General features: G+C 59.8%; 13 protein-coding genes. 4 read left to right on the top strand and 9 right to left on the bottom strand.

Going from position 1 to position 12,770, the window contains the following annotated elements; genetic code table 11:
* Window positions 1-7: 7 nt before the first annotated feature.
* The 4 genes from sdaAB to EKM88_RS02695 form a co-directional block, all read right to left on the bottom strand.
* A complete protein-coding gene (gene sdaAB, locus EKM88_RS02710; RefSeq protein ID WP_125702859.1) occupies window positions 8-676 on the bottom strand; it encodes an L-serine ammonia-lyase, iron-sulfur-dependent subunit beta in 669 nt (222 codons plus the stop codon).
* 105 nt (window positions 677-781) lie between these two features.
* Window positions 782-1,468 (bottom strand): adaptor protein MecA, encoded by a 687-nt coding sequence (locus EKM88_RS02705; RefSeq protein WP_125702857.1) that lies wholly within the window; start codon window positions 1,466-1,468, stop codon window positions 782-784.
* Between the two features lie 165 nt (window positions 1,469-1,633).
* Window positions 1,634-2,032: a Spx/MgsR family RNA polymerase-binding regulatory protein gene (locus tag EKM88_RS02700; protein WP_125702855.1), complete on the bottom strand. Its 399-nt coding sequence runs from the start codon at window positions 2,030-2,032 to the stop codon at window positions 1,634-1,636.
* A 240-nt stretch (window positions 2,033-2,272) separates the two neighbouring features.
* Window positions 2,273-3,019, bottom strand: a complete 747-nt coding sequence (locus tag EKM88_RS02695) for an MBL fold metallo-hydrolase (RefSeq protein ID WP_125702853.1) — start codon at window positions 3,017-3,019, stop codon at window positions 2,273-2,275.
* Between the two features lie 59 nt (window positions 3,020-3,078).
* Between EKM88_RS02695 and EKM88_RS02690 the strand changes: the two genes are divergently transcribed.
* On the top strand, window positions 3,079-3,657 hold the full coding sequence (locus EKM88_RS02690) for a hypothetical protein (RefSeq protein WP_125702851.1): 579 nt from the start codon (window positions 3,079-3,081) through the stop codon (window positions 3,655-3,657).
* On the opposite strand, the gene EKM88_RS02685 is transcribed toward EKM88_RS02690, so the two are convergent.
* Both EKM88_RS02685 and EKM88_RS02680 read right to left on the bottom strand, forming a co-directional pair.
* Window positions 3,654-5,663: an FtsX-like permease family protein gene (locus EKM88_RS02685; RefSeq protein ID WP_125702849.1), complete on the bottom strand. Its 2,010-nt coding sequence runs from the start codon at window positions 5,661-5,663 to the stop codon at window positions 3,654-3,656. The two genes, EKM88_RS02690 and EKM88_RS02685, sit on opposite strands and share 4 nt — an antisense overlap.
* Complete coding sequence (locus tag EKM88_RS02680) at window positions 5,635-6,417, bottom strand: ABC transporter ATP-binding protein (RefSeq protein ID WP_125702847.1); 783 nt, start codon at window positions 6,415-6,417, stop codon at window positions 5,635-5,637. The genes EKM88_RS02685 and EKM88_RS02680 overlap by 29 nt, the downstream gene beginning before the upstream one ends.
* A gap of 118 nt (window positions 6,418-6,535) precedes the next feature.
* Between EKM88_RS02680 and EKM88_RS02675 the strand changes: the two genes are divergently transcribed.
* Genes EKM88_RS02675 through EKM88_RS02665 form a run of 3 tightly spaced genes read left to right on the top strand, consistent with a single transcriptional unit; the run spans window position 6,536 to window position 9,010 of the window.
* Window positions 6,536-7,210, top strand: a complete 675-nt coding sequence (locus EKM88_RS02675; protein ID WP_125702845.1) for a response regulator transcription factor — start codon at window positions 6,536-6,538, stop codon at window positions 7,208-7,210.
* A gap of 29 nt (window positions 7,211-7,239) precedes the next feature.
* Window positions 7,240-8,322 carry a sensor histidine kinase gene (locus EKM88_RS02670; RefSeq protein WP_125702843.1) on the top strand — a complete coding sequence of 361 codons (1,083 nt, stop codon included), beginning with the start codon at window positions 7,240-7,242 and terminating at the stop codon, window positions 8,320-8,322.
* Window positions 8,312-9,010, top strand: coding sequence for a hypothetical protein (locus EKM88_RS02665; RefSeq protein ID WP_125702841.1), 699 nt, complete (start codon window positions 8,312-8,314; stop codon window positions 9,008-9,010). The genes EKM88_RS02670 and EKM88_RS02665 overlap by 11 nt, the downstream gene beginning before the upstream one ends.
* Window positions 9,011-9,225: 215 nt before the next feature.
* Here the strand turns inward: EKM88_RS02665 and nrdG are convergent, their stop codons facing one another.
* The 3 genes from nrdG to purH all read right to left on the bottom strand — a co-directional run bounded on the left by nrdG (window position 9,226) and on the right by purH (window position 12,770).
* On the bottom strand, window positions 9,226-9,801 hold the full coding sequence (gene nrdG, locus EKM88_RS02660; RefSeq protein ID WP_125702839.1) for an anaerobic ribonucleoside-triphosphate reductase activating protein: 576 nt from the start codon (window positions 9,799-9,801) through the stop codon (window positions 9,226-9,228).
* Window positions 9,802-9,896: 95 nt separating this feature from the next.
* Window positions 9,897-11,135 (bottom strand): phosphoribosylamine--glycine ligase, encoded by a 1,239-nt coding sequence (gene purD / locus EKM88_RS02655; RefSeq protein WP_125702837.1) that lies wholly within the window; start codon window positions 11,133-11,135, stop codon window positions 9,897-9,899.
* A 111-nt stretch (window positions 11,136-11,246) separates the two neighbouring features.
* Window positions 11,247-12,770 carry a bifunctional phosphoribosylaminoimidazolecarboxamide formyltransferase/IMP cyclohydrolase gene (gene purH, locus EKM88_RS02650; protein ID WP_125702835.1) on the bottom strand — a complete coding sequence of 508 codons (1,524 nt, stop codon included), beginning with the start codon at window positions 12,768-12,770 and terminating at the stop codon, window positions 11,247-11,249.

Below are 12,770 nucleotides of genomic sequence, written 5' to 3'. Positions count from 1 at the left end.
GCTCCCCCTACTCAAAGTACGTGACATTGTCGACATGCGGCACCGCCTTCAGCGTGGCGACAAGGTCCGGTCGCCGGTCGTCCACTTCAAGGATCATAATGGCCTTCTCGCCCTTGGACTCTCGCGTCACGGTCATCGTCCCGATGTTGATGCCAGCGTCACTGAACACCTGTGTCACCTTGGCGATCATCCCCGGCACATCTTGGTGCACCGTGATGAAGGTCGGGGTCCCCATGCTCAGCGAGATCTTGAACCCGTTGATCTCGCTGATCTGAATGTTCCCTCCACCGATCGAAACCCCGAGCACTGACAGCTTGTGCGCCCCTCGGCTCAGCATGATGCGCGCCGAATTCGGGTGATCCACCTTATCGCTTTTGGGCACGAAGGTGACCTTGATGCCTGCCTCATGGGCGAGCCGCAGTGAGTCTGGGAGCCGCGCATCATCTGGCGCCATCCCGAGCAAACCGCCAACCAGCGCAATATCGGTGCCGTGGCCCCGATAGGTCTTGGCAAAGGATTCATAAAGGTATATGTCCACTCGCTCAGGTTGTTCCCCAAAAATGTTACGCACAACTTTGCCGATCCGCGCCGCGCCTGCCGTGTGGGAGGAACTCGGGCCGACCATTACCGGCCCGATAATGTCAAACACGCTGTGAAATCTCATTTCTTTTGCCATAACGCGCCTCTTCTCTTTTCTTAATCTAACCACGCTTGCCAGGGGAGCGTCAACCATCGGCCGTGCACGAAAAAAGCAGCCGCGAATGCTGCTGCTTCGTTGTGCTTACTTGAAATAGTAACGGCCGGTTTCCAGCGCGCTGGTCGGCATCAGTAATTGGCCATACTCCGACAGTACGGCTGAGCTGATGGCCACCTTGTCCCCGTACTCCAGCGCCACGGCGATCTGATCGCGGGCCTCGTCAACGGAAACATGGTTCGGATAGAACGTCAGCACGAGGTAGTAGTGGGCATTGTAGCGGTACAGGTCGCTTGAGGCGCCTTCCAGTCGCAAGACTTGCGCAAGGCCGATGAAGTCTTCAAAATCGGCCAGCTGTAGGACCAACTCTTGCTTGCCCGCTTCATTGACGGCGATAAAGCCGCCTTCGTCCGTTGCGTCCTGATCCCCGTTCGTGTCCAGCTGATTGAGCTGTTGGCGAATGAAGTCCGGCACGCCACCCTCGTCATCCTCAGGCGCATCAAGCGCGTTGTCTTCATCGTCTGACGCCTGATCGACCAGGCTCCGGCTGATCAAGAGCTCCAAGCCCGCCTGGCTGGGCATGACCTGAAACGTGACCGCCGAGTCGGTCGCAAAACTGTGATCGGCATCCACCTCATCGAGGATACTGTAGAAGAAGTTTTCAATTTGTTTGTGGTTACCCAACAGGTCGAGGACGGTGATCCCCCGCTCCGCCAAGTCATCGTTTCCAAGCAAGACGCGAATCGTGTCGTCGTTAATGCGTTCCATTTCCATAATGACTGCACCTCACTTTATCGGCATGGCTTTCCTTCTAGTATACCAGAAGTCTCATCGTTCGACATTCTACGCGTTCACACTGGCGAATGCAAGTGACCGCAAAAACCGCGGTCCCCACTGCCCTGAATGGGCAACGGGGACCGCGGTACAACCATGCGCGGGCTAAAACCCGGCAAGCAGTTGGGCCTGCTGTAGCTCCAATGCACGAACGCTACGAGGCAGGAACCGGCGAATCTCATCTTCATTATAGCCGACCTGAAGTCGCTTATTATCCATTATGATCGGTCGCCGTAACAGTCCTGGGTGAGCCACCACCAGCTCAACCAGCTGGCTCACGGTGAGGTCATCCAACTCAACGCCGAGTTCTTGAAAAATTTTCGAGCGAGTGGAAATTATTTCGGCGGTGCCGTCTTCAGTCATCGCCATCACCTGGCGAATCTCGGCGGCCGTCAGCGGATCAGCCATGATATTACGCTCCTCAAAGGGAATATTATTCGCTTTGAGCCACGCACGGGCCTTCCGGCAGGAGGTGCAACTTGTTGATGTGTACAGATAAACCATAAGCTCTCGCTCCCATCTTGGATCAGTCACTGTCCTTCTCTACAATATTTAGTATAAAGGATTGGCATATCCGAGAACAATCACATTCGGTAAATAATTTTTCGTTTTTGGGAACGCTATCCTTCTGTTAATGGCCCATTCACATCAAATTTACTCAATATTCACATCAAACAATTGAATCACAATCTGTCTTGTCAGCGGCATCGCGCCTCAGGATGCTCACAATTAATGAGATTTTTTTTAGTCATTTATCAAATCCAGCACCAGTCGCGGTTGGGCCAGCTGGACAGGAATCGCCCCGGTCGCCGCCTGCGCCTCTGCCGCTAGCTGCCCCAGGTCCACCTCTTGGGGCAGATGGGTGAGGAGCAATCGCTTCGCGCCGGCCGCCTTCGCCAACTCGCCCGCCTGCGTTGACGTCAGGTGCCACATCGGCGGCTGCTTGGCCGCCAGGAAGTTCGTGTCCGCCATCAGCAAGTCACAGCCCGCAGCAAACGGTGCCAGTCCGGCAAACGCGCGCGTATCACTCGTGTTGACAAGCACCTGACCGGTCGCCCGCTCGGTGACCCGCACCGCAAACGCCGGAACTGGATGCACCGTTTCAAGGAAGGTCAGCGTCAGCGGCCCGAGTGTCAGCGTGCTGTCCGCGGTGTAGCCCACCCCTTGCGTGAAGGCACCAAATGTCAACTGCGCAAAGTTCAACGGATCCTTGGTGTGGCCATAAATCGGGAGCGGCGTGACCTTTTTGGGGCCACTATGCAACTGGTAGTAATACTGCAAAACCCCCAGGTCGGCGATGTGATCATGGTGATAGTGCGTCAGGAGCACTGCGTCTAGGTCAAAGGGTGACCCACTCGCCTCAAGTGCCAGCAGAGCCCCACTGCCGCAATCCATCAACAGGTGGTAATCCCCACTGGTCACCAGGTAGGCGCTGGTCCCCACCCCATGATCGGGGTAGCCCCCGTAGTAACCCAATACTGTGATTTGCATCAAAACATCCCTTTCTAATCCGTCTGCGCGTTATACTGGAAGTGGTGGAGGTGGTCAAAATGGCCCATGAAATTCGGATGGTTCTGGGAACTAAATACTACTTAAAACAAATTATTGCCAAGCAACCGCAGTCGATGCGCCTGCTCGAAGGCCTCATCAAAGGCCAAAACGCGGCCCTACTCGACCCAACGGGCACGGTGCCGTTTGTGGCGCCCATGCGCGGACAGCTCCTGGTGACCAACGGGACGTTGCCGGAAACTGGGTACATGCACTTCATGTACTTCAAGCTGAACAAAGACGACGCCCCGATTTTTGCCGACCAAGCGCGCAAGTTGGTTGAACAGTCTGACCGGCTCACCGGCATCGCCGGGATGTGGCTGCTCAAATCGGACAGCAAGATCACGGAATACGTGCTCATGTCTGCTTGGGAGCGCAAATTGGACGTCTTCGCGGCCAAGGGGGCCCCGATGTTCGCCCCAATCTTACCGTTCATCACCCGGGCCAGCAACGGGTTAGGCTTCCACGAAGCAGCCTATCAGATCATCGACCCGAATGCCCCCGATCCAGTCCCCGATGCCGCCGCCGCAAGCAAGCCGGTCACCCTGAGCGACCTGTTCCGCGCACCACGCAAGCGTTAGCGCGCCGCCCAATCGTCCTGCTGGATCAAGCGCACGGTCAATAACGCGAACCCGATGTACACCCCAACGTACACCGCAACCACTGCGGCCACGAGCCCCAATCCCGGATCATCGAGAAATGTGCTGACCGAATGAATGATCAGGCCCGTGTTCAGCGCCCCAAAGCACAGCGGAAGGGCAAAAACAGCCAACGTCTGATGCAACACCACACGCCGAATCGCGGCAGCCGGCATCCCGAGTTGGGCCAGCGTCTGCCTACTGGCGCGCTCCTGCACCCCGGCCACCAATTGCTTCATCAGCAAAATGCTGGCGGTGGCGACCATAAACACAAATCCTAGGAGCACTGCAATGAACAGGCTCAGCCCGAACGTGGTGTTCATGAGCCGTAGCATCGGCGCTTTCAGACTGATTGCGCTGCGTGAGATCGTCCCACTAGTCGGTGAGGGGGTCACACGCAGCGTTTTTTGGCCGGTCAAAGCCGCCGCCTGATAGCTGGCATGGTCGCTTAGCGCGCGGTTATCCATCTTCGTCACATAGCGATCCACCGCCGCCCCAGTACTTAAGCGGTACCCGGTCAGCACATCCCGAGGCGCCTTCATCGCCGCATACGTCGCATCGCGCACCACCAGGGCGCGGTCAAAGTACGCGTTTCCGCCCAGCGGAAAGCGGCTGGTGATCTGCGTGATCGTTAATTGTGTCGCGACCCGGGGTAACTTAACAGTCCAGCGTTCATGCGGGGCCAGCCACGTACGGCGAATCAACGCCTGACCATAGAGGATCAACACCGCCCCATCCGCGGTGGGTGCGACCGTCGGCAACCCCGACTGTACCCGCCGAATACGCTGATAGTCGCTTAGTGCGATGACGTTATAAAGCGTTTTGTCTTTCGCGTGGCCCGCCCCCTGCAACGTCCCGGCCACCAACTTAGTGGGCAGGGTCACCGTTTGAGTCACCCACTCGGCCTTCGCCCCTTGCGCAAACGCCTTGCGTCCGCTGGCACTGACCACCCCGTCAAGCGCGATCGTCTGCTGCACCAGCCCTTGGCTGAACTGATACAGCATTGCCCCACTGCCTAGCACCGTCATCGTGAGCGTGGCCAGCATCGTGGTCAGAAACAGGGAGTGGCTGTTATGCCGGAGTCGTTTGCGCAAATCCGTCAGCGTCAAGAGCCACACCGCTTGGCGGCGCACCCACGGACTGCGCGCCACCGCGCCGGCCAAGCCGGGGAGCGTCAGGCGAAACAACCCGTACGTACACAACACCCCCAGTGCGATCAACCCCAACCATAGCACCGGCGCGGCGTTCGGGATCCTGGCAACCGCATAGGTCCACGGAATCAGGTTAAAGGCCCCCACATACGCGGCGAGCAAACCGGTCAGGCTCACGCCCCCCAAGACGCCGCGCCAACCCGTCAGCGGTGGCATCGTCCCGCCGGTGCTCGGCATCAGGACACGGCGCAGCGGCGTCCCTAGCACCGTTACGGCGTTGAGCGCGCCTAGCACCCCGTACACTAGGCTGAACAGCCCCGCCAGCTCAAGTGCCGCCCGCGGCGACCAAAGTAGCCCGGTGGTGAGCTTGAGTTGCATCATCCGCATCAGCATCATCACAAAAAACTTGGACAAGCCGACGCCGGCGATTAACCCGAGCACGACAGTGACCGCGCCCAGCGCCAGCGATTCGATCACCAGGCCAAGCGCCAAGCGGCTAGCGGGCATTCCAAGCATGCGGTACGTGCCGATTTCCGTGGTGCGCCGCGCCAGCAGTAGCGCGTTCATGTACAGCAGAAACACGATGGTGAACAGCAGAAGAATGACCGTCAGCACCACCAAAAACGCGGGGACCATATCGGGGGTGGCCGAGACTTGGCCCAGCCGCCGCATCAGCGCCACCGCGTCTGTCATCGCCAAAACGGCGTACACAACGGCCACCATCGCGGTGCCCATCAGCGCAAACAACCAATTCGTGGTGGCGTGGCGCTTAAGGCTGGTTCGAATCAGCTGCCCCACGTCGCCGCCCCCCTCCGTTGATGGTCGCCTCCATGTCGATGATGCTGTTAAAGAAGGCTTGCCGGCTCCCGTGCCGCGTGACCTCGGCAAAATACGCGCCGTCGCGGATAAAGATGATGCGATTGCAAAAGCTGGCGGTGAACGCATCGTGCGTCACCATCATCAGGGTCACATCAGCTTCCAGGTTCAGTTTGGTCAGGTACTGCAGTAATTCCGTGGCCGCCATGGAGTCCAAGCTCCCGGTCGGCTCATCGGCCAGAATCAACTTAGGTTGCGTGATCACGGCGCGGGCAGCGGTCACCCGTTGGCGCTGACCTAGGCTCAGCTGGTCCGGGTAACGCGTCAGCAGGTTGTTCAACCCAAGCAACGTGGCCACCGACTGCAGCCGGGCCGCCAAGTCCTTGGGCCGCGGCGGCACAAAGGTCAGGGGCAATGTGATATTGTCCGCTACCGTCAGGTCTGGGAGCAGGTTGAAGGTCTGAAAAATAAACCCGAGCGTTTCGCGCCGGTAGCGCGCCGCCGCGGCTTCACTGAGGTGGCTCAGCGACTCGCCCGCGACCCAAACATCCCCCATAGTCGGCGTGTCTAGAGTCGCGATCAGGTTCAACAACGTCGATTTACCGGCCCCACTTGGGCCCATGATCCCAACGAACTCCCCGGCATCCACGTGAAAGCTCAGATCGTTCAGTGCAGCCACGCGGTTCAACCGGTGCCCATAGATTTTAGACAAGTGCTCGACTTGCACCAAGCGCATACGCCCACCTCCTACTTCTTGATGTCCCCATCATACCAGAGTTCACCGCTCAACTGACCCGCATATCTTGTGATTCCCCCGCAAAACCGCTACCATGAATGAGAATGGAGGCCTGCTCATGTTCAAAATTATGATTGTCGAAGATGACCGCACCATCGCCACGCTGATCGCGCAAGCGCTCACCAAATGGCAGTTCATCCCTTACACCGTCACCGATTTCAACACCGTCGACCAGCAGTTCGACCGCGAGCACCCCGACCTCGTGCTGCTCGACATTAACCTGCCTGTGTACGATGGCTACTACTGGGTCCAAAAACTGCGCGACCGCAGCAAGGTCCCGGTGATTTTCATCTCCAGTCGCAACACCAACATGGACATGGTGATGGCGATGAACCTCGGCGCCGATGATTTTGTCAACAAGCCCTTCGCCATTGAGGTGCTGGTCGCCAAAATCAACGCCCTCCTGCGCCGCACCTACAACTACAGCGACGCCCCCAATGACACGCTGACCCATGGTGGGCTGACCCTCGACTTGCAAAGCGGCATGGCCGCCGTGGGTGAGACCCCGGTCAACCTCTCCAAAAACGAGTACAAGCTCCTGCAGATCCTGATGCGCGCGCATGGCAAGATCGTCAGCCGTAGTCGGTTGCTCAAGGACCTTTGGCAGGACGAGCGCTTCGTCGACGACAACACGCTCACCGTCAACATCAACCGATTGCGCAAGAAAATTGCGGAAGCCGGTTTGCCCAATTATATTGAAACGAAGGTCGGGCAAGGCTACATCATCCCCTGAATGACCCGCAGGCCCGCGAAAGGAACGCTATGCGATTACGCGATTACTGTCAAGACCACGCCCGCCAGGCGGTGCTGTTTCTTGTTGGCCTCGCCCTGTTTTGCTTCGGGGTCTGGCTCGATCCCAACCAACACGTGCAAGTTGCCACACTCCTGTACCTAGCGGCGCTTGCGATCGTCATCGCGACCGGCGGCGCCTGGTGGCACTACCGGCGCAAGCGTCAGTGGCTTCAGGCCTTCCAGGACCGGCTGGCGGCTAACGCAGGTGCTTTGGACTGGCCCCTGCCACCTGGGCGGACCCATGAACAGGCTGTGATCACAGCGGCCTACAACCATCTGCTTAAGCAGCACCAGGCCAGCCAAGCACAGCTCTTGACTCGGCAGCAGGACCAAAAAGCGTTCATCGACTCTTGGGTGCACGAAATCAAGGTGCCGCTGGCCGCCACCCAACTACTAGTGGACAGCCTTGATGGCCAAGCCCCTGAGGCGCCGCTGGACGAACTGGCCTTGCAACTGGACCGCATCGACCACTACGTTGAACAGGTGCTGTACTATGCCCGCCTGGACAGCTTTTCCCGTGACTACCTGCTTCACGAGCATCGCCTGACGCCACTCGTCGACAGTGTGGTCGCAAGCCTGCGCAACAGTTTTATCGCCAACCACATTCGCTTCAGCCTGAGCGGCCCGGACGCGCGCGTGGTCACCGATGACAAGTGGCTGCGCTTCATCCTCATGCAGCTGTTCTCCAACGCTTTAAAGTACACCCCTGCTGGTGGTCAAATCACCGCCACGCTGGCCACCACCCAACAGGAGGTGACGCTGGCGATCCAAGACACGGGGATCGGGATCCCAGTGGACGAGCAGCACCGCGTGTTCGAAAAAGGCTTCACCGGCACCAACGGCCGCACTGCCAACCAGAAGTCGACCGGCCTGGGCCTGTACCTGGCCCAACAGCTGAGCGCTAAACTGGGCCACACCCTCACCCTGACCGCGACGCCTGGCGTTGGGACCACCGTCACCATCCATTTCACCAATCTCAGCTACTACGGCGAGTCTGGTGCCACTTTGACCAAACCCGTTTTACCTCAGGAGGCGAGCCACCATGACCTTTGAGCGCTGGCAGTTAATGGAAACACTGAGTACCCGCTGGATCACCATCGCAATGATCGGGGCCATTCTGCTTCTGATGGCCCTAGCGATCGTCGCGCAGTCCATCAATAAGCGCCAACTGCGCCGCCGGTTACTCATTGGCCTGAGCGCGGCATTTGTCATTTTCATCGCCGGAGGGCTCGGCATGTGGCGCTACTGTCAGCCGTATCTGACGCTGCGCCACTACGTCACCCCGCGCGTGCGCGTTGCCCGGCCCGAGTTCTTCGGCCTCGTGCCAGAAAGCGGCACGACCATCGGGCTCAGCGCAGGCACAAATAACTACAAGGACCTCGACCGCCTGCCGATGTATGACCGCCATCTCGTGACCCAAGACGTCACCTACCTTGGGCTGGACAAAACCACCACCTACTTCATCATGAACACCCGCCTGTACAGCTACAGTGGCCCCGTGCGCTTCGAGGCAGTTGCCCACGCACGCCTGAGCGGCTACCGCTACACGCTCAATGATGCCCGCTACCAAGCACTTGGGTTCATCAATCCGACGAAATATTCCACGCGCGCGTTAGTCGTACCGCGCCACCAGCAGGGGCTCACCTACGACCTCCCCAATGCCAGCAAGGTTTACTACCTTCAAACAGCGGGCTTTCGCTGGACTACAGAAACCGCTAGCTCACTGGACCAGGTCAACTGAACCGCAGGCAGGCCGAGAAAAAGCGAGACACCCAAAATAAGCCGGCTGTCCTGGCAAACCCGCACTTAGGTTTGCCAGGACAGCCGGCTTATTCGGTCCGAGCGTGACTGTTCGGCTCGTCCGATTCTGGATCGTCATACGTCATTCATGCCCCGTTAGTGATGCCCAGTCCCTTTCGCGTGGCTTTACCCCCGTGCCCCAGGCCGCACCCGGCGCTAGCGCGTCAGCCGCGGCCAGAATTGGACGGTCCCTGCCGCCAGCGTGGCCGGCACATCGATGATGCGCTGGTTGCGACTGCCGCGAAACTGCAACGTCAGGTCCTTTTGCGCTTCGAGGAAGCGGCCGTCCACTAAGACATCGATCTCCTGAAGCAGGGCTAGCTTGTCCGGGGAGTCTTGCACCAGTTCATCCCACGTGTAGCCGGTCCAGCTCCAGATGTCCTTCGTCTGGCCGAACTCAGCCCGCACCCGCCGGCACAGCTGCAAACAGACCTGGGTGTTCAAAAACGGTTCACCGCCCAGCAGGGTCAAGCCCTGCACATAGGACTGGCTGAGGTCTTCGATGATCTGATCCTCCAGCGCCATCGTGTACGGCTTGCCATAGTGAAAGTTCTGTGCGACCTTGTTATAGCATCCCGGGCAAGCAAATTTGCACCCGGAAACGTAGATGCTGCACCGAACCCCTTCGCCATCGACGAAGTTAAAGGGCTTGTAACTTGCGACATACCCCTGCGACCAATCGGACGCGAGCCACTCAAGGGGTTGGGGATCATTAGGAAGGGTCTTGACCATTGCGTTCAACTCCATTTCATGACTATGCTACCACAATTATGCCGCTAGATATAGAACTAAAAACGGCCACAACACATGATGTTGTGGCCGTTCGCTTACCTAAGGCCTTTGGCGCCAATGTCCGTGCGGATCGCCAGCTCGCCTTGTAAGGGGGCCATCTTCGTGTACGCATCGCGCTGGGCGGCGGCCAAAGTGGCGCCGCTGCCGACCACGGTGAAGACCCGACCGCCTGCAGTGACCAGCCCGTTGGCCCCCAGCCCCACCCCCGCCGGGAGCCAGTAATTGCGCGCCGCTTGATCCGGGGTGAGCACTGGCAGGGCCGGGGTCGTCTGCTTGGGGTAACCCGGATGCGCGGCAACCACGCCGACGTAGGTTTGACCGGTCAGATTCAGCGGCTCGGCCGTTCCCGCCAGCAAGTCCACCGTCAGCTGATAGAAATCGTTTTGCACCTGTGGCAACAAGACCTGGGTCTCGGGATCACCAAAGCGCAGGTTATACTCCAGCAGCTTCGGCCCAGCAGCCGTGAACATCAGGCCGAGGTACAAGACCCCACTGCCGGCCAGCCCATCCGCGGCCATTCCGGCCAGCGTCTGGTCCACCAGCGCCACGGCCTGATCATGCTGCGCGGCCGTGAACTGTGGGGCCGGGCTGATCGCGCCCATCCCCCCTGTGTTCGGGCCGAGGTCGCCATCGTTGCGGCGCTTATGGTCCTGCGCCAACGGGAACAGCACTCGGGCGGTGCCATTGTACATCGACAGCACCGAGGCCTCCTCCCCTTGCAGGTACTGCTCGATCAACACTGATGCACCGGGGTGGTCCGTGTACAACGCGACCAGCGCCGCATCCGCGGCCGCTTGCGTCAGCGCAACGGTCACGCCTTTTCCGGCCGCCAGCCCATCCGCCTTCACCACCACTGGAATGCCGGTCGCGGCAACCGCGGCTTGGGCTTCGGCCAGGCTGTGGGCCACCGTTGCCTGCGCAGTCGGCAAGCGGTGGCGCGCCATGAAGGCCTTGGCAAACTGCTTACTGCTTTCCAGCTGCGCGGTTTGCGCGGTTGGGCCAAAAATCGTGAGCCCCGCCGCGGTGAAGGCGTCCACAATGCCCGCCGCCAGCGGCTGCTCCGGCCCCACGAACGTCAACGCCACGTGGTCCCGGGCAAACGCGATGAGCGCAGTGAAGTGATCCTCCCGCACCGGTAGCACGGTCAGGCCCAACAGCGACATGCCGGGATTCCCCGGGGCGACAAACACTTGCGCAACTTGCGGCGAGACCAAAAAGGCTTGACCAAGGGCGCTTTCACGCGCCCCGCTGCCGATAATCAGTACATTGACCATGATTTTCCTCCTCATGTCCATGACACGTTTCGTGGGGCGGACACGGCGAAGGACACGCGAGTCGCGAATCCGACTGACGTGCCCCAGCGTGACCAGTTTTTGGGTGCCGATTTAGTGACGGAAGTGCCGGACGCCCGTCGTCACCATGGCGATGCCGTATTTATCGGCCATGGCGATGGAGTCCTTGTCGCGAATGGAGCCCCCCGGCTGGATGATGGCGCGAATGCCGTGCTGTGCGGCGTATTCCACGCAGTCGTTCATCGGGAAAAAGGCGTCTGAGGCCATCACGGCGCCGGCGAACGCGACGTTTTGCTGCGCCTGCTTCAGCGCAATTTCAACGGACCCGATGCGGTTCATCTGCCCCGCCCCGATGCCCAGGGTCTGCCCATCGCGTACCACGACGATCGCGTTGGACTTGACGTGCTTGACCACTTGCTGGCCAAACAGCATAGCGCGCATCTGTTCTTCAGTCGGCTGCACCTTGGTGACCACGGTGACGTCCGCTTCAGTCTCGACCTTGTCATCGCTGTCTTGGATCAAAAGCCCGCCCAGGATCGCGGTGGTTTCCAGGTGTGGCGTTTCGCGCTCAGGGGCGAGGTTGATCTGCATCAGACGCAGGTTCTTCTTCTTCGCCAGCACCTCAAAGGCATCGGCATCAAAGCTCGGCGCCATGATAATTTCCAAGAACAGCTCGTGCATCTTGGTGGCCGTGGCCAGGTCCACCGGCCGGTTCAGCGCAATGATGCCGCCGAAAATCGAGGTGGAATCCGCCGCGTAGGCTTTGTCCCACGCTTCTTCGATGGTGGCGCCTTGGCCGATCCCACACGGGTTCATGTGCTTGACCGCCACCACGGTTGGAGCGGCGAACTCGTTCATCATTCCCAGCGCCGCGTCGGCATCGCGAATGTTGTTGTAAGAGAGCTCCTTGCCGTGCAGTTGCTTGGCGTTTACCAGCGATTGTGCCGGCGCCTGGGGGGCGGCATAGAAGGCCGCCTGCTGGTGACTGTTTTCCCCGTAACGCAAGGATTGCTGCTTCACGTAGGTCGGCGTGAAGCGGTCCGGGAACGGCTCAGGGTCCAAGTACGCGGCGATCTGGGCATCGTAAGCCGCGGTCACCTGGAACACCTTGGCGGCCAGGCGCGCGCGCAGTTGCGCATCATCGGCATCGAGGCCTACCAACACAGCCGGATAGTCCGCGGCATCCACCACGGCCCAGACGCTGTCGCTGTTTTTCGCCGCGGCGCGCAAGGCACTCGGCCCACCGATGTCGATCTGCTCGATGGCTTCCGGCTTCGTCACGTCAGGTTTGGCGATGGTTTCGGCAAACGGGTACAGGTTCACACAGATCACATCGATCGGCGTGATGTCATGCGCCTCAAGCGCCGCCATGTGCGCCGGTGTGTCCCGCTTGGCCAAAATGCCGGCGTGGATCCGCGGGTGTAGCGTCTTCACGCGCCCGTCGAGCATCTCAGGAAAGCCGGTCACGTCCTCGACGCCGGTCACCGGCAAGCCGGCCGCCGCCAGCGCCTTAGCCGTGCCGCCGGTGGACACCAGCTCGAACCCGCGGGCCACTAGCCCCTCGCCGAATGCCACTAACCCCGTTTTATCAGACACACTAAGCAATGCACGTTTCAA

Source organism: Lacticaseibacillus daqingensis (assembly GCF_003946115.1).
Lineage (GTDB): Bacteria > Bacillota > Bacilli > Lactobacillales > Lactobacillaceae > Lacticaseibacillus > Lacticaseibacillus daqingensis.
The sequence above is the reverse complement of the archived record's forward strand: the minus strand, read 5'-3'. Positions and strand labels throughout refer to the sequence as shown.